This is a genomic window from Streptomyces sp. A012304 (assembly GCF_026008495.1).
Lineage (GTDB): Bacteria > Actinomycetota > Actinomycetes > Streptomycetales > Streptomycetaceae > Streptomyces.
Genome location: NZ_BQUN01000066.1, coordinates 1 through 15767, shown reverse-complemented (window position 1 = coordinate 15767; position 15767 = coordinate 1). Strand labels below are relative to the sequence as shown.

Annotated in this window: 16 protein-coding genes; 11 read left to right on the top strand and 5 right to left on the bottom strand. The window is 70.5% G+C overall.

All coding sequences use genetic code 11. The features are described 5' to 3' along the window. The first annotated feature begins 260 nt into the window (after positions 1-260). Complete coding sequence (locus ALMP_RS15065; RefSeq protein ID WP_264927913.1) at positions 261-659, top strand: SseB family protein; 399 nt, start codon at positions 261-263, stop codon at positions 657-659. Between the two features lie 21 nt (positions 660-680). Here ALMP_RS15065 and ALMP_RS15060 read toward each other — a convergent pair whose 3' ends face one another. From ALMP_RS15060 to ALMP_RS15040, 5 genes are all read right to left on the bottom strand, one after another. Beyond that, positions 681-1076 carry a MarR family winged helix-turn-helix transcriptional regulator gene (locus ALMP_RS15060; RefSeq protein WP_264927911.1) on the bottom strand — a complete coding sequence of 132 codons (396 nt, stop codon included), beginning with the start codon at positions 1074-1076 and terminating at the stop codon, positions 681-683. A 127-nt stretch (positions 1077-1203) separates the two neighbouring features. After that, positions 1204-2235: a LacI family DNA-binding transcriptional regulator gene (locus ALMP_RS15055; protein WP_264927908.1), complete on the bottom strand. Its 1032-nt coding sequence runs from the start codon at positions 2233-2235 to the stop codon at positions 1204-1206. Further along, complete coding sequence (locus ALMP_RS15050) at positions 2232-3137, bottom strand: carbohydrate ABC transporter permease (RefSeq protein ID WP_264927906.1); 906 nt, start codon at positions 3135-3137, stop codon at positions 2232-2234. Before ALMP_RS15050 ends, ALMP_RS15055 begins: the two co-directional genes overlap by 4 nt. Further along, positions 3134-4057 carry a carbohydrate ABC transporter permease gene (locus tag ALMP_RS15045; RefSeq protein WP_264927905.1) on the bottom strand — a complete coding sequence of 308 codons (924 nt, stop codon included), beginning with the start codon at positions 4055-4057 and terminating at the stop codon, positions 3134-3136. Before ALMP_RS15045 ends, ALMP_RS15050 begins: the two co-directional genes overlap by 4 nt. Then, positions 4054-5382 (bottom strand): extracellular solute-binding protein, encoded by a 1329-nt coding sequence (locus ALMP_RS15040; RefSeq protein WP_264927904.1) that lies wholly within the window; start codon positions 5380-5382, stop codon positions 4054-4056. The genes ALMP_RS15045 and ALMP_RS15040 overlap by 4 nt, the downstream gene beginning before the upstream one ends. Positions 5383-5609: 227 nt before the next feature. Here ALMP_RS15040 and ALMP_RS15035 point away from each other — a divergent pair, with 227 nt between their 5' ends. From ALMP_RS15035 to ALMP_RS14990, 10 genes are all read left to right on the top strand, one after another. Beyond that, positions 5610-7631: a beta-galactosidase gene (locus ALMP_RS15035; RefSeq protein ID WP_264927902.1), complete on the top strand. Its 2022-nt coding sequence runs from the start codon at positions 5610-5612 to the stop codon at positions 7629-7631. Between the two features lie 235 nt (positions 7632-7866). Then, entirely contained in the window at positions 7867-9435 is a 1569-nt protein-coding gene (locus tag ALMP_RS15030) for an arabinogalactan endo-1,4-beta-galactosidase (protein WP_264927900.1), read from the top strand. Positions 9436-9646: 211 nt separating this feature from the next. Beyond that, positions 9647-9934: an ArsR family transcriptional regulator gene (locus tag ALMP_RS15025; RefSeq protein WP_264927898.1), complete on the top strand. Its 288-nt coding sequence runs from the start codon at positions 9647-9649 to the stop codon at positions 9932-9934. Positions 9935-10039: 105 nt separating this feature from the next. After that, positions 10040-10495, top strand: coding sequence for a fluoride efflux transporter CrcB (gene crcB / locus ALMP_RS15020; RefSeq protein ID WP_264927897.1), 456 nt, complete (start codon positions 10040-10042; stop codon positions 10493-10495). Beyond that, positions 10492-10872, top strand: a complete 381-nt coding sequence (locus ALMP_RS15015; RefSeq protein WP_264927895.1) for a DUF190 domain-containing protein — start codon at positions 10492-10494, stop codon at positions 10870-10872. The genes crcB (ALMP_RS15020) and ALMP_RS15015 overlap by 4 nt, the downstream gene beginning before the upstream one ends. Continuing rightward, a complete protein-coding gene (gene crcB, locus ALMP_RS15010; protein WP_264927894.1) occupies positions 10869-11234 on the top strand; it encodes a fluoride efflux transporter CrcB in 366 nt (121 codons plus the stop codon). Before ALMP_RS15015 ends, crcB (ALMP_RS15010) begins: the two co-directional genes overlap by 4 nt. Before the next feature lie 72 nt (positions 11235-11306). Beyond that, on the top strand, positions 11307-12143 hold the full coding sequence (locus ALMP_RS15005; protein ID WP_264927893.1) for an undecaprenyl-diphosphate phosphatase: 837 nt from the start codon (positions 11307-11309) through the stop codon (positions 12141-12143). A 157-nt stretch (positions 12144-12300) separates the two neighbouring features. After that, entirely contained in the window at positions 12301-12978 is a 678-nt protein-coding gene (locus ALMP_RS15000; protein WP_264927892.1) for a FadR/GntR family transcriptional regulator, read from the top strand. Next, positions 12975-14414, top strand: coding sequence for an amino acid permease (locus tag ALMP_RS14995; protein ID WP_264927890.1), 1440 nt, complete (start codon positions 12975-12977; stop codon positions 14412-14414). Before ALMP_RS15000 ends, ALMP_RS14995 begins: the two co-directional genes overlap by 4 nt. A gap of 40 nt (positions 14415-14454) precedes the next feature. Further along, positions 14455-15471 carry an asparaginase gene (locus ALMP_RS14990; RefSeq protein ID WP_264927888.1) on the top strand — a complete coding sequence of 339 codons (1017 nt, stop codon included), beginning with the start codon at positions 14455-14457 and terminating at the stop codon, positions 15469-15471. Positions 15472-15767 lie beyond the last annotated feature (296 nt).

Here is a 15767-nt window from a genome sequence, read left to right as displayed (position 1 = left end):
CCACCAACCCCTGCCCAGCAGGACCACACCAAGATCAAGACAGACCTAACGGAGTCCTACTAGACGCTCGACGCGGATGCCCCCGACCTTTCCTGACCGCCGGTCTCGACGCGGGGCGGGACTGCTGGGCGCCCGAGCCGACCGGCGGGAGTCCGGGGACGCGATTGAGCCTCGGCGGAGCGGGTACGCGAGGCCGGACCGCGCCTGGACGGATCACGTCCGGGGCGGGCCGTCCGACGACCGTCACCAGGGGAGCTGCCATGGAGACACCCGCCCACGACGAGAACACCACCCCCGCCGCGCGGGCGCTGGACGCGCTGGCCCGGGACACCGGGGACACGGCGGCGCTGGACACGCTCGCCCACAGCGATGTGCTGGTGCCCGTGCCCGACGACGCCACCGACGAGGACGTCACCAACCCCAGCACCCTGGCCCTGCCCGTGCTGGAGCAGCCCGGAAGCGCGCCGGTGGTGCCCGTGTTCACCTCCGAACCGGAGATGGCCGACCTGCTGCCGGAGGTGGCCCGCTACCGCCTGGTGCCCCTCGGCGCACTCGCCGCGCAGTGGCCCAGCGGTGAACTGTCGCTGTCCATCGACGCGGCCGGCGCCCACCCGCTGACGCTCACCTCCGAGGGGGTGCGCACCCTGCTGGCCCGCTGAGCCGCACCCGGCGCGGGGGCGCTAGGAGCCGTCGTCCAGCATCCGCTCCAGCACCGCCCGCTGGAGCGGCAGCACCTCCGTGTGCAGGTCGCGGCCCTTGCGGGTGAGGGCGACCCACACACCGCGCCGGTCCTCCATGCACACGGAGCGCTCCACCAGGCCGTCCTTCTCCAGTCGGCCGATGAGGCGGGACAGCGCGCTCTGGCTGAGGTGCACCCGTCCCACGAGGTTCTGTACCCGGCACTGGTCGCCCTCCCCGGGTGCCTCGGAGGCCAGGATGTCGAGTACCTCGAAGTCGCTCGCGCCGAGACCGTGCGGATGCAGGACGCGGTCGATCTCGCACATCGTGCGCGCGTGCACGGACAGGATGTCCCGCCAGCGCTCCTCAAGGCCGGCACCGGCCGTTTTCGCTGCCATACCTGCACGGTAACACCGCGGAGACCGCTTGTTTACCTTGCAACTAGTGCGTGTGCATGCGGGTCCATGAAAACGGCTCGGGCGGCGGCCCGGGCCGTTCTCTGAGGCCGAATGCGGGGCCGACTCCTCAGGTCGACTCCCGCTTCACCAGCTCGGTGGGCAGGATCACCGCCGCCGGGTCCTCGCCCCCTATCTGCGCCAGGAGGACCCGCACCATCTCGCTGCTGATGCGGTCGTAGGGCTGGCGAATGGTGGTGAGGGCGGGGGTGGACTCCGTCGCCGCGCTGGAGTCGTCGAAGCCGCCGAGGGCCACGTCCTCGGGGACCCGGCGGCCCGCCCTGCGCAGTGCCGCCAGGGCACCCTGGGCCATCAGGTCGGAGGCGACGAACACGGCGTCCATGTCCGGGGCCTGGGCCAGCAGCCGCTCGGCGCCCGCCTCGCCGCTGGCCCGGCTGTAGTCGCCGGAGACGATGAGCCGCTCGTCGATCTCCACGCCCGCCTCGGCGAGCACCTCCTTGTAACCGCCGAGCCGGTCGACACCGCCCGGCGAGTCCAGCGGACCGGTCACGACACCGATGCGGCGGCGGCCCGACGACAGCAGATGGCGGACCATGTCACGGGCGCCGTCCCGGTCGTCGGCGGCCACGTAACTCACCTTGGAGCCGAGCCCCATGGGCTTGCCGCACTGGACCAGCGGCACCCCGGCCTTGTGCAGTTCCTCGGCGACCGGGTCGGCGGAGTGGCTGGACACCAGCAGCACACCGTCGACGTGGCCCGCCGTGATGTAGCGCGTTATCCGGCGCCGCTCGTCCTCCGTGCCGGCCAGCATCAGCAGCAGCGGGATGTCGTGCGCGGCCAGTGCCTGGGTGCAGCACCGCAACAGGACGTTGAAGTTGGGGTCCTCGAAGAGCTTTTCCTGTGGTTCGGTGAGCAGGAAGCCGATCGAGTCCGAACGCCCGGTGATCAGCGAACGGGCGTGCCGGTTCACGACGTAACCCGTCTTGCGGATGGCGGCGTTGACCGCTTCCTGGGCGGCGGGGCTGACGTAGTGGCCGCCGTTGAGCACGCGTGAGACGGTGCCTCGAGAGACCCCTGCCTCGCGTGCCACGTCGTGGATCGTCGGCGGCTTGCGTCGGCCCCCCGGAGTGCTCATGGTCATGACTTTACGGCTCCGGACAGCAGATCCAGGCTCCAGAATCGCTGGATGACCAGGAACAGAGCCACCAGCGGAATGACGGCGAGAAACGCTCCGGTGATGACCAGCGTGTACAGCGCCGGGGTGTTGGAGCCCTGCTCCAGGAGCGTGTACAGGCCGAGCGTGATCGGGAACTTCTCGTCGTCGCTGAGCATGATGAACGGCAGGAGGAAATTGTTCCACACCGCCACGAACTGGAACAGGAACACCGTCACCAGGCCGGGGATCATCATCGGCAGCGCGATCCGGGTGAAGATCCGCCACTCGCTCGCCCCGTCCATCCGCCCGGCCTCCACCACGTCGCCGGGCACGGCCGCGGCGGCGTAGACGCGCGACAGGTAGACACCGTAGGGGGAGAGGACCTGTGGCAGCAGCACCGACCAGTAGGAGTCGGTGAGGTCGGCCTTCGCCAGCAGCAGGTACTGCGGGATGGCGAGGATGATCGGCGGCATCAGCACGCCCGCGAGCAGGACGTTGAAGATTGCCTCGCGGCCGCGGAAGCGGTAGGTGGCGAGCGCGTAGCCGCTGACCGCGGACACGCACGTCGACAGCAGGGCGCCGAGACCGGCGTAGAGGGCGGAGTTGCCCATCCACTTCCAGTAGACGCCGTCGCGGTAGGCGTTGAGGTCGCCGAGGTTGTCGGCGAAGCCGGTGCCCGGCAGGAAGGTGAACGTGGAGAACAGCTCACTGCCCGACTTGGTGGACGCGATCACCACCCACGCCACCGGCAGCAGACAGTAGAGCGCGCCGAGCAGCAGCGTGATCGTCGGGATCAGCGCGACGCGGCCGCGCAGCGGCGGGCGGCTGCGCGCGGTCCCGGTGGCGCCGGCCACCGCGGGCGCCTTCTGGACGGCGACAGAGCTCATCGGGCTGCCTCCTGCTTGTTGCGACGGTTCGCGGCCCGCAGGAACCCGAAGGACAGCAGCAGCGTGGCGAGCGCGATGATCACGGCCTGGGCGGCCGCCGCGTAGATGTCACCGGTGCCGAAGGCGTCCCGGTACACCTTCATCAGCGGGCTCCAGGTCGTCGACACGGAGTTGGTGAGCGGCTTCAGGGTGGTCGGCTCGTTGAACACCTGGAGCGTCGCGATGATCGAGAAGAAGAAGGTCAGCACCAGCGAGGGCGCCACCATCGGGATCTTGATCCTCAGCGCGATCTGCGACGGGGTGGCGCCGTCCAGCTTCGCCGCCTCGTACACCTCGGCCGGGATGGCCTGGAGCGAGGTGTAGAGAACGATCATGTTGAAGCCGGTGCCGCCCCAGATCGCGATGTTCGACAGGGCGAGGTACAGCGGACCGCCGTCCAGCAGGTCCGGCTGCGGCAGCCCCAGCTTGTCGAGCACGAAGTAGAAGGGGCTGACGTCCGGCAGGTACAGGAAGCCCCACAGCAGCGCGGCCACCACGCCGGGGATGGCGTACGGCAGGAAGATCGCGAGCCGGGTGAACGGGGCGAGCCGCACCTTCTCCGAGTCGAGCATCAGCGCGAAGAGCAGCGCGAGGCCCAGCATCACCGGGACGACGATGCAGCCGTACCCGAGGACGCGCAGCGTCCCGTCGAGCAGCTCGCTGTCGGTGAAGGCGGCGGTGTAGTTCTCCAGACCGGCCCAGACCTCCTTGCGGGCGCCGGAGCCCAGGCCCAGCCCGGACACCTTCACCTTGTGGAAGCTGAGCCACAGCGCGTACCCGATGGGCAGCGCGAAGAACAGGGCGAACAGGATCGTCGCGGGGACAAGGAAGGCGTACGGGGCCCCCTTGACCCCGTACGACCCCCGGCGTGCGGTTCTCACTCCGAGACCTCGAAGCCCTGCTTCTTCATGTCGGCGACCGTGTCCGCCTGCATCTTGTCCAGGGCGGCGGAGAAGTCCGACTTGTTCTTCGCGGCGGCGCCGAAGGCGTCCTTGAAGGTCGTGTAGGCGACGTTCACGTTCGGGCCCCAGGCCGAGGGCGCCGTCGTCTTCGCGATGTCGGAGGCCTTGGTGTAGAAGTCCGCCTGGTTGGAGAAGTAGGCCGGCGGGGTGGTGAAGGCGCCGCTGAGCTGCGCGGAGGTGGAGGCCGGGTAGATACCGCTCTCCTTGGCCAGCGCGTTGAGGGCGTCACCGTCGGTGTTCAGCCAGGCGGCGAACTTCGCGGCGGCCTCCTTGTTCTTGGAGTCCGTGGTGACGGCGGTGGAGGAGCCGCCCCAGCTGCCGGTGACGTTCTCGCTCGCGGACCACTGGGGGAGCGGGGCCATGGCCCACTTGCCCTTGGTGTCGGGGGCCGCGGTGGTCAGGGTGCCCGGCGCCCACACCGCGGAGACCCAGGCGATCTGCTTGCCGGTGTTGAGCGCCTTGTTCCAGGCCGGCGTGTACATCGGCTGGTTGTCGATGGCGCCCTCCTTGACGAGGCCGCCCCAGAAGTCGGCGACCTTCTTGGTGGCCGCGTCGTTGATGCCGACCTTCCACTTGTCGCCGGAGGTCGTCCACCACTTGGCGCCGGCCTGCTGGGCGAGGCCCGCGAAGAGACCGGAGTCGTTGGCGGAGAACGTGGTCAGGTCCGTGTCCGGGGCCTTCTTCTTCAGCGCGCGGGCGGTCTCGGCGAACTGCTCCCAGGTCGTCGGGACGGTCAGGCCGTACTTCTTGAAGAGGTCCTCGCGGTAGTAGAACATCATCGGGCCGATGTCCTGCGGGACCGCGTAGACCGCGTCCGTGCCCAGCGTCGTCTGCTGCCACACGCCGTCGGCGAACTTGCTCTTGGCGTCCCCGACGTTCTTCGCGATGTCGGCCAGGGCGTCATTGCTGACCAGTGTCGGCAGCGCCTGGTACTCGGCCTGGACCAGGTCGGGGGCCTTGCCGGCCTTGTGCGCGGTGAGGATCTTGGTGACCAGCGTGTCGCCGGACGCCTGCTTCTTCACCGTGACCGTGATCTGGTCCTTCTTGCCCGGGCCCTTGTTCCACAGGTCCACGACCTTGTCCATGCCGGGCGTCCAGCTCCAGTACGTCAGCGAGACCGGCCCCGACTGGGCCTCGCTGTCGTCGTCGGACGAGCCGCAGGCGGCGAGGGCGGTGGCGCCGAGCGTGACGGCGACGGCGGAGGCAGCGATTCTGAAGAGCCGTCGGCGCTGGATGTTGGGCATGGGTTTCTCCCCTGACCTGGGTCCCCGCCCGGTGCGGGGACCAGCCATGCGATGGCACGATCCGGGCCCCGCCCGTCGCGAGGCCCTGTCATGCTGTCTGTGAGCGTTCACAGTAGAGAAACATCCTGGACACTTGTCAATGGTTGTTGCTGTGCGGTTATGTTGGGCTCACACCGCCGCCGATGTGTGTGCACGTTCCCAAATGATCGATAAAACGGGAGAGATCCATGCCGGAGACCACCCCCAGGGGCCTGACCAGGCTCGCCTTCGGTGGGGACTACAACCCCGAGCAGTGGCCGGAAAGCGTCTGGCAGGAGGACGTCCGGCTGATGCGCGAGGCCGGCGTCACCATGGTGAGTGTCGGGATCTTCTCCTGGGCCCTCCTGGAGCCCGCGCCCGGGACGTACGACTTCGGCTGGCTCGACCGGATCATCGACCTGCTGCACGAGAACGGCATCCGCGTCGACCTGGGCACGCCCACCGTCTGCCCCCCGGTCTGGTTCTACCGCGAGCACCCCGAGGCGCTGCCCGTCACCCCCGACGGCGTGCGCCACGAGTTCGGCTCCCGGGCCGCGATCTGCCACAGCAACGCCGACTACCGGGCGGCTGCGGCGAACATCACCACGCGGCTCGCCGAGCGCTACGGTGACCATCCGGCGCTGGCGATGTGGCATGTGCACAACGAGTACGGCGTGCCCGTCTCCGCCTGCTACTGCGACTCCTGCGCCGCCCACTTCCGCCGCTGGCTGGAGAACACGTACGGCACCGTCGACGCGGTCAACGCGGCCTGGGGCACCGCCTTCTGGGGCCAGCGCTACGCGGGCTTCGACCAGATCAACCCGCCGCGCACCACGCCCACCGTGGGCAACCCCGGGCAGGCCCTGGACTACAAGCGGTTCGCCGACGCCACCATGCGCGAGAACTTCGTGACGGAGCGGGACATCCTGCACCGCCTGGCGCCGGGCGTGCCGGTCACCACCAACTTCATGACGGCCCTCAGCCAGTGCGACTCGGTCGACTACTGGGCGTGGGGCCGCGAGGTGGACATCGTCACCAACGACCACTACCTGATCACCGACGGCCGCCGCACCCACGTCAATCTGGCGATGGCCGCCGACCTCACCCGCTCCGTCGCCGGCGGCGCCCCGTGGATCCTGCTGGAGCACTCCACCTCGGGCATCAACTGGCAGCCGCGCAACCCGGCCAAGGCTCCCGGCCAGATGGCCCGCAACTCCCTCGCGCACGTCGCCCGCGGCTCCGAGGGGGCCATGTTCTTCCAGTGGCGGCAGTCCCGGCGTGGCGCCGAGAAGTTCCACTCGGCGATGGTCCCGCACGGCGGCACCGACACGCGCGTGTGGCGCGAGGTCGTCGAACTCGGCGCCGCCCTCGACTCCCTGAGCACCGTCCAGGGCACCCGCACCCGGGCCGACGTGGCCGTCCTGTGGGACTGGCAGTCCTGGTGGGCGCAGAACCTCGCCTGGCGACCCAGCGAGGACGCCGACCCCCGCGAGCGCGCCGACGCCTTCTACGAGGCCCTCTACGACCGCCACCTCACCGTCGACTTCGCCCACCCCGAGGCCGATCTCTCGTCGTATCCGCTGGTCGTGGTGCCCGCCCTCTACCTGATGACGGAGGCCGCCGGGCGCAACCTCAAGGAGTACGTCGAGAACGGCGGCACCCTGGTCGTGTCGTACTTCTCCGGCATCGTCGACGAGCACGACGCCGTCCACGACGGTGCCTGTCCGGGCGCGCTGCGCGAGGTGCTGGGCCTGACCGTCGAGGAGTTCTCGCCGCTGCTGGCGGGCGACAGCGTGCGCATCACCGGCCCGGACGGGTCCGAGCTGAGCGGCGACGTGTGGACGGAGTTCGTGGTGCCGCGCGACGCCGAGACCGTCTGGACGTACGCCGACGGCCTCACCGCCGGGCACCCGGCCGTCACCCGGCACCGGCTCGGCGAGGGCACCGCCTGGTACGTCTCCACGCGCCTCGGCCACGAGGGCCTGGACGCGCTGCTGGGCTGGGCCGCCGAGGACGCGTGCCTCGCCCCGCGCGCGGACCTGCCCCGCGATGTGGAGGTCGTACGCCGCGCCGGGGAGACCGGCGAGTACGTCTTCGTGATCAACCACACCGCCACCGACGCCAAGGTGCCGCTGGAGGCCTCCGGCACCGAACTGCTGACGGGCGAACGCGCCGCCGGCCGCCTCGCGGTCCCGGCGGGAGCCGTCCGGGTCGTCCGACTCGACGGCTGAGCCGACTCCCCCTTCGCCCGTGGAGCCGCGAGCCGCGGGCGGAGGGGGCCCCTCAACCCGAGGGCAGCCCCAACCGGTCCCCTCCCTCGCGAGCGGACCGGCCCGGACCTCCCGCCTGCGGGAGTCCACCCGGACGGAGTTCCACCGGGCCCCCTCGCCCCGAGGGGCTCCACCCCGGGGCCCTCACGCCCGAGGGCACCGCATCCCCATCACGTCGAAGGGACGACGGACGACGATGTTCCATCCCAGACGCACCCTGCGAGCCCTGTTGCTCCCGCTCACCGCGGGGCTCGCCCTCACCGCCGTGCCCGCGCAGACCGCCCAGGCGGCGTCCACGCTCACCAACGGCGGCTTCGAGTCCGACGGCACCGGCACCGCGACACCGGCCGGCTGGTCCACCTACTCGGCGGCCGGCCAGAACTCCGCCTCCTTCACCGAGGCCGGCGGCCACAGCGGCGGCTACCGCCTGAGCCACTGGGCGTCCACCGCGTACAAGGTGGAGACGTACCAGTACCTGTCGGGCCTGACCAACGGCAACTACAAGCTGACCGCCTGGGTCCGCTCCGGCGGCGGCCAGAAGTCGGCCTACATAGCCCTGAAGAACTGCGGCGGCGCCGAGCAGCGCACCGACCTGCCGGTCTCGGCGAGCGGATGGCTCCGTGTCGTCGTCCCGGTCAGCGTGACGAACAACCAGTGCACCATCAGCGTCAACAGTGACGCGAACGCGGGCAACTGGATCAACGTCGACGACCTGACCTTCACCTCCGGCACGTCCGGACTGTCGATCAAGGGCGCCGACATCTCGTCCCTGGCCAAGAGCGAGGCCAAGGGCGGCGTCTACAAGACCGGTTCCGGCACCACCGGCGACGCGGTCACCATCCTGAAGAACGCCGGCATGAACTACGCGCGTCTGAAGGTCTGGGTCAACCCGGCCGACGGCTACAACAACAAGACGCGCGTGCTCGCCATGGCCAAGCGCGTCAAGGCCGCGGGCCAGAAGCTGCTGGTCGACTTCCACTACTCGGACACCTGGGCCGACCCGGGCGCCCAGTCCAAGCCGACCGCCTGGGCGGGCCACTCGTACAGCCAGCTCAGGACGGACGTGTACAACCACACGTACGACGTGCTGAACGCGCTGAAGGCCCAGGGCACCACCGCCGACATGGTCCAGGTGGGCAACGAGATCAACGGCGGCATGCTGTGGAACGAGGGCTCGACCTCCAACTGGTCGCAGCTCGCCGGTCTGCTCAACTCCGGTTACGACGCGGTCAAGGCGGTCAACTCCTCCACCACCGTCGCCCTGCACCTCGCCAAGGGCGGCGACCTGTCCGGCACCCGCTGGTGGTTCGACAGCGCCGTCGCCAACGGCGTGAAGTTCGACGCGATCGGCCTGTCGTACTACGGCTACTGGCACGGCACCCTCGCCGAGTTCCAGACCACCCTCGACGACGCGGCCTCCCGCTACGGCAAGCCCGTCTTCGTCGCCGAGACGGCCTACCCGTTCCGGCTGGACAGCGAGGACTCGCACGAGAACATCATCGACGTGTCCGGTGAACTCGTCTCCGGCTACCCGGCGAGCACGGCCGGGCAGCTCGCCTGGATGAACGCCGTCGCCAACATCGTGGAGGCCGTTCCCAACGGCCGCGGACTGGGTGTCTTCTACTGGGAGGCGACCTGGACCGCCGTCAGCGGCAACGGCTGGGACCCGACCGACGCCTCCTCCGGCAACGGCTGGGAGAACCAGGCCCTGTTCGGCTACGACGACCGGGCGCTGTCCTCGATGGCGTGGTTCAGCCACCGCTGATCCACGGCACCACCTCGTGTCCCGAGGGCCCGGCCGCCACCGCGCGGCCGGGTCCGCTCGTCTCCCGAGCCCGATTCCGAACTGCCCGGAGGGGAAAGGGTGTTCGGTCCCGGCCAAGCCTCGCGGACTGCCGGACACGGTGGCCTCGGCTGCGGAAGAGTGGGTAGACGCGATACGAGGAGCCCCCGACCAAGGGACGGAGGGGACGACCATGCTGAGGACTCCCGTGGGTGAACGGCGACTGGACATACTGGAGTGGCTGAAGGAGCCGGCGCGGCACTTCCCGCCGCAGCGGCACGGCGATCTCGTCGAGGACGGCGTCGCCGCCGACGCGATCGCGGCGAAGCTCGGCGTGCGCCGCCAGGTCGCCGACACCCACCTCACCCTGCTCACGGATCTCGGCGTGCTGCGCGCCAAGCGGGTCCGCCGCCGCACCTACTACCGGCGCGACGAGATGCGCATCGCCGAGGTGGCCCGCATGTTCGAGAAGGGCTGGTAGGCACGCGCGGGGACGCCCGCGTCATGTTCCGGCGTTACCCTGTCGACCAGCCCTGATCCACCCCGCGAACCCCGGGTGACGGGCCTCGGGCAGGAGACGTACGACATGACAGCCCCGCAGAGCGAAAGCCTGCGCACCACGGCCCCCAAGCGGCCGGCCGACACGGGACAGCTCCCGGTGGTCGCCGTGGTCGCGGTCGGCGGCGGCCTCGGAGCCGCCGCCCGCTACGCGGCCACCCTGTGGTGGCCCGCCCGCAGCGGCGGTTTCCCCTGGACGACGTTCTGGGTGAACGTCGTCGGCTGCGCCGTGATCGGCGTGTTCCTGGTACTGGTCACCGAGGTGCTGACCGTCCACCGGCTTCTCCGGCCGTTCTTCGGCACCGGCGTGCTCGGCGGCTTCACCACGTTCTCCACGTACGCCGTCGACCTCCAGCAGCTGTTCGACGCGGGCCGTCCGCGCACCGCCCTGGCCTATCTCGCCGCGACCGCCCTCGCGGCGCTCACGGCGGTCTGGCTCGCGGCCACCGCGACCCGCGCCGTCCTGCTCCGGAGGCCACGATGACCCGGCTCACCGGCCCCGCGCTGCGCCTGACCGTCCTCGTCGGGGAGAACGACACCTGGCACCACAGGCCCCTCGCCACCGAGATCGTGCACCGCGCCCACGCGGCCGGTCTGGCGGGCGCGAGCGTCTTCCGTGGCGTGGAGGGCTTCGGGGCCTCTTCACTGATCCACACCTCCCGGCTGCTCTCCCTGGGCGAGAACCTGCCGGTGGCGATCGTGATCGTCGACACCGGGGAGCGAGTGCGGGCCTTCCTCCCGCAGCTCGACGGACTCGTCACCGAGGGCCTCGTGGTCCTCGACGAGTGCGAGGTGATCAGGTACGTCGGCCGTGGGGACGAACCGGGTGAACCGGGCGGGAAGGGTAAGAGGTCGTTGTGAACTGGCTGGTGGTCGTCGGTGGCGGCATGATCGGCGCGCCGTTGCGCTATCTCACCGACCGTGTCGTGCAGTCGCGGCACGACTCGGTGTTCCCCTGGGGCACCTTCGTCGTCAACGTCGTCGGCTGTCTCGTCCTCGGCGCGCTCACCGGGGCCGCCGCCGCCGGCCCCGACCTGCGGTTGTTCCTCGGCACCGGCCTGTGCGGGGCGCTGACGACGTACTCCACCTTCTCCTACGAGACCCTGCGGCTGGCCGAGACCGGCGCCGGACTGTACGCCGCCGCCAACGTCGTCGGCAGTGTGGGGGCCGGCCTGGGAGCGGCGTTCGCCGGGGTCGCCCTCGGCCAGGCCGTGTGGCCGTAGATGCGCGGGATCCCTACCCGGGCCTGGTAGGAGTGGGCAGCGCACCGTCGCCCACCCCCAGAACGGGATCCCATGAGCGCCATCTCCGTCGGTCAAGCCGTCGTCCTCGGAGCCGTCGAGGGAGTGACCGAGTTCCTCCCCGTCTCCTCCACGGGTCATCTGAAGATCACCGAGGGCCTGATGGGCATCCCGGTCGACGACGACGCGGTCGTGGGGTTCTCCGCCGTCATCCAGGTCGGGGCGATCGCCGCCGTCCTCGTGTACTTCCGCAAGGACATCGCGCGGATCCTCGCCGCGTGGTTCCGCGGCCTGGCGAACAAGGACGAGCGCTACCACCACGACTACAAGTTCGCCTGGTGGGTGATCTGCGCCACGATCCCGATCGTCGCCGTCGGCTTGGCCGCGAAGCCGCTCATCCAGGGGCCGCTGGCCTCCCTGTGGGTGGTCGCGGGCTCACTGATCGCCGGCAGCGGCGTGATGTGGGCCGCCGACCAGATCGGGCGGCACAAGCGGGGTGAGGACGACACCTCGTTCAAGGACGCGATGCTGGTCGGCGGCTCCCAGATCCTCGCGCTGCTCTTCCCCGGCTTCTCCCGCTCCGGCGCCACCATGTCCACCGCGCTCATGCTGGACCTGGACCGGGTCGCCGCCACCCGCCTCTCCTTCTTCCTCGGCATCCCCGCCCTGACCGGCGCCGGACTGTACGAGCTGAAGGACGCCCTCGGCACCGGCGCGGGCGCGGCCCCGCTGATCGTCGGCACGGCCGTGTCGTTCGTCGTCGCCTACGCGTCCATCGCCTGGCTGCTGAAATTCGTCGCCAGGCACTCCTTCAACGCGTTCGTGATCTACCGGATCGTCGTCGGACTGCTGCTGTTCGGGCTGCTCGGTACCGGCGTGCTGAACAGCTGACCACCGCCCCGGGCGGGAAGTTCCGTTTCAGAAATCCCGCCCGGTGAATTTCTCCTTTCAGCTGCCTTGACACCACCCCTACGTCACCCGGAACATCTCTCCCGTGAACCTGTCAGACAGCCAGACAGGTGGTCGGGCTCCCCGTCGCGTCAGCGCGATGGAAGCGGTGCTCGCCCACCTTCGTGGCGCCATCGAACGCGGCGAGTACGCCATCGGCGACAAGCTCCCCTCCGAGGCGGAGCTGTGCCGGACCCTCGAGGTCTCCCGGCCCGTCCTGCGGGAGGCCCTGCGGGCCCTGCAGACCATGGGCCTGACCGTCGCCAAGACCGGCAAGGGCACCTTCGTCATCGCGAACACCGTCGAGGACCCCACCTTCGGCGACTACGCGGCCAGTGACCTGCTGGAGGTGCGCCGTCACGTCGAGGTCCCGGTCGCCGGGTACGCGGCCGTGCGCCGCACCCCGGAGAACCTGGACCACCTGGCCCATCTGCTGGACCGGATGGAGCGGGAGACGGACACCACCGCGTGGGTCGCGATGGACACCCTCTTCCACCTGGCCGTCGCCGAGGCCGCCCAGAACCCGGTCTTCCGCCGGGTCATCGAGGAGATCCGTGACGCACTGGCGCGTCAGTCGGCCTTCCTCAACGAGCTGGGCGGCCGGCGCGAGCAGTCCAACCGCGAGCACCGGGCCATCGTCGAAGCGCTGATCGACGGTTCCGAACACGACGCGGTGGAGGCCATGAGCCACCACCTCGACCGCGTCGAGACCACCCTCACCGACATCGTGCGGTCCCCGCGCACGAACATCCCCATGGAAGGCGGACCCGAGGCGTGAGCGAACAGCACCTCAAAGACGAGACGCGCCCCTCGACCCGTCACGTCGACGCCGGAGACGAGGGCTACAGCAAGTCCCTCAAGTCCCGCCACGTCAACATGATCGCCATCGGCGGTGCCATCGGCACCGGCCTCTTCCTCGGCGCCGGCGGCCGGCTCGCCGACGCCGGCCCCTCCCTCTTCATCGCCTACGCGGTCTGCGGAATCTTCGCCTTCCTCGTCGTGCGCGCCCTCGGCGAACTCGTCCTGTACCGCCCGTCCTCCGGCGCCTTCGTGTCGTACGCCCGCGAGTTCATGGGCGAGAAGGGCGCGTACACGGCCGGCTGGATGTACTTCCTGAACTGGGCCACCACCGGTATCGCCGACATCACCGCGGTCGCCACCTACACCCACTACTGGGGCATGTTCTCCGACATACCCCAGTGGGTGATCGCGCTGATCGCGCTGGCCGTGGTCCTCACCGTGAACCTGATCTCGGTGAAGATCTTCGGTGAACTGGAGTTCTGGTTCGCCATCGTCAAGGTCGGCGCGCTCGTCGTCTTCATGTGCATCGGCATCTTCCTGCTGGTCACCCAGCACCAGGTCGACGGCACCACCCCCGGCCCGTCCCTGATCACCGACAACGGCGGCGTCTTCCCCAACGGTCTGCTGCCCATGCTGCTGATCATCCAGGGCGTCGTCTTCGCCTACGCGTCGGTCGAGCTGGTCGGTGTGGCGGCGGGCGAGACGGAGAACCCCGAGAAGATCATGCCGAAGGCCATCAACTCCATCATGTGGCGCGTGGGCCTGTTCTACGTCGGCTCCGTGGTGCTGCTGTCGATGCTGCTGCCGTGGAACAGGTACACGGCCGGTGAGAGTCCCTTCGTGACGGTCCTGTCCAACATCGGCGTTCCGGCGGCCGGCGGCGTGATGAACCTCGTCGTCCTGACGGCGGCCATGTCGTCCCTCAACTCCGGCCTGTACTCCACCGGCCGCATCCTGCGCTCGATGGCGGCCAACGGCTCGGCGCCCCAGTTCACGGCGCGCATGAGCCGCAGCCAGGTCCCCTACGGCGGCATCCTGCTGACCAGCGCGGTCTGTGTGCTCGGTGTCGGCCTCAACTTCGTCGTCCCCGCCGACGCGTTCGAGATCGTCCTGAACTTCGCGGCGATCGGCATCCTCGCCACCTGGGGCATGATCATGCTCTGTCACCTGCTCTTCTGGCAGAAGACCCAGAAGGGCGAGCTGACCCGCCCCGGCTACCGACTGCCGGGCTCCCCCTGGACCGAACTCGTGACGCTGGCCTTCCTCGCCTCCGTCCTGGTCCTCATGTACGCCGACGGCGGCGCCGGACGCACCACCGTGCTCTGCCTGCCGCTGATCGTCGCGGCGCTGGTAGCGGGCTGGTACGCCATTCGTGCCCGTGTCGCCCGCGCCACACCCAAGGCCGACGCGTGACCCCGGCGCCGGCCCCCGACAACCCAACGATCAGGCAGTGATGTACAGCAGTTCCCTCGCCGACGCCCCCGCGATCCGCGAACCCCTCCACGCGCCCGTCGCCCACCTCGTCCGCGGCGGGGTGATCGAGGGTGTCCACTACGGCTCCGTCGTCGTCCTCGGCACGCGGGGCGAGGTCGACTTCCAGCTCGGTGACATCGAGGTGGCCTTCTACCCGCGCTCGGCGCTCAAGCCCGTCCAGGCCGTCGCCATGGTGCGGGCTGGGCTCCCCCTCGACGGCGAGCTGCTCTCGCTCGCCGCCGCCAGCCACTCCGGCGAGGAACGCCACCTCGCCGGGGCCCGGCGGATCCTGGAGCTGGCCGGCGTCGCCGAGGACGACCTGCGCAACGTGCCGGACATGCCGTTCGACCTGGTGGTCCGCGACGCGTGGGTCCGGGAGGGCCGCCTGCCCTCCCGCCTCGCGCAGAACTGCTCCGGCAAGCACGCGGCGATGCTGTACACCTGCAAGCTCAACGGCTGGCCCCTCGACGGCTACCTCGACCCGGCGCACCCGCTCCAGCAGGCGATCGCCGAGATCGTCGAGGACCTCACGGGGCAGCGGATCGCGCAGGTCACCGTCGACGGGTGCGGCGCCCCGCTGTTCTCCGTCTCCCTGCACGGCCTGGCCCGCGCCGCCGCCCGCGTCACCACGGCGGCGCCGGGCACCCCGGAGGCACGGGTCGCGGACGCCATGCGTGACCACGCCGAGATGGCCTCCGGCTCCGGCCGGGACGTGGCCGCGCTGATGCGGGCCGTGCCCGGGCTGCTCGCCAAGGACGGCTTCGAGGGCGTCGAGGTCGCCGCACTGCCCGACGGCCGTGCCGTCGCCGTGAAGATCGCCGACGGCGCGAACCGCGCTCGCGTGCCGGTCACCGCGGCCGCGCTCGCCCGCGCCGGCGTCGACCCCGCCCTCCTCACGGAGTTCGCGGGTGAACCCCTCCTCGGCGGCGGCGAACCCGTCGGCCGGGTCCGCCCGGCCCGGTCACTGGACCCGATGCCCCTGCCGGCCTGCGCGTGATGCCTCCCGCGGCCGGCCGAGGCATCCGACACCCGTCGACTCCCCGGTGTCGGTCGGGTGCCGGTGTGTGTCCGACGGCGGTGGCGGCCATGTGTGCCGGCGCGGCTCGGGGACGTGCGGTGGTCGGCCGGGGCCTTCGGCGCGCGTCGGGCGCGTGGCGGCCTGCGGTTGGCGCGGGCGCCCGGCGTGTGCCGGCCGCCTGCCGGCTCGCGTGTGGCGGTACCTGCCGCCTGCCGGTCCGCGTCTGGCGGTCCCGGCTGTTGCCGTGTCGGCCCGTTTGGGGCTGCCCGGGCCGC

Excerpts from the sequence above, each read along its gene's own strand:
- ALMP_RS15065 (WP_264927913.1), top strand. The coding sequence starts at position 261 with ATGGAGACACCCGCCCACGACGAGAACACCACCCCCGCCGCGCGGGCG.
- ALMP_RS15060 (WP_264927911.1), bottom strand. The coding sequence starts at position 1,076 with ATGGCAGCGAAAACGGCCGGTGCCGGCCTTGAGGAGCGCTGGCGGGAC.
- ALMP_RS15055 (WP_264927908.1), bottom strand. The coding sequence starts at position 2,235 with ATGACCATGAGCACTCCGGGGGGCCGACGCAAGCCGCCGACGATCCAC.
- ALMP_RS15050 (WP_264927906.1), bottom strand. The coding sequence starts at position 3,137 with ATGAGCTCTGTCGCCGTCCAGAAGGCGCCCGCGGTGGCCGGCGCCACC.
- ALMP_RS15040 (WP_264927904.1), bottom strand. The coding sequence starts at position 5,382 with ATGCCCAACATCCAGCGCCGACGGCTCTTCAGAATCGCTGCCTCCGCC.
- ALMP_RS15035 (WP_264927902.1), top strand. The coding sequence starts at position 5,610 with ATGCCGGAGACCACCCCCAGGGGCCTGACCAGGCTCGCCTTCGGTGGG.
- ALMP_RS15030 (WP_264927900.1), top strand. The coding sequence starts at position 7,867 with ATGTTCCATCCCAGACGCACCCTGCGAGCCCTGTTGCTCCCGCTCACC.
- ALMP_RS15025 (WP_264927898.1), top strand. The coding sequence starts at position 9,647 with ATGCTGAGGACTCCCGTGGGTGAACGGCGACTGGACATACTGGAGTGG.
- crcB (WP_264927897.1), top strand. The coding sequence starts at position 10,040 with ATGACAGCCCCGCAGAGCGAAAGCCTGCGCACCACGGCCCCCAAGCGG.
- ALMP_RS15015 (WP_264927895.1), top strand. The coding sequence starts at position 10,492 with ATGACCCGGCTCACCGGCCCCGCGCTGCGCCTGACCGTCCTCGTCGGG.
- ALMP_RS15005 (WP_264927893.1), top strand. The coding sequence starts at position 11,307 with ATGAGCGCCATCTCCGTCGGTCAAGCCGTCGTCCTCGGAGCCGTCGAG.
- ALMP_RS15000 (WP_264927892.1), top strand. The coding sequence starts at position 12,301 with ATGGAAGCGGTGCTCGCCCACCTTCGTGGCGCCATCGAACGCGGCGAG.
- ALMP_RS14990 (WP_264927888.1), top strand. The coding sequence starts at position 14,455 with ATGTACAGCAGTTCCCTCGCCGACGCCCCCGCGATCCGCGAACCCCTC.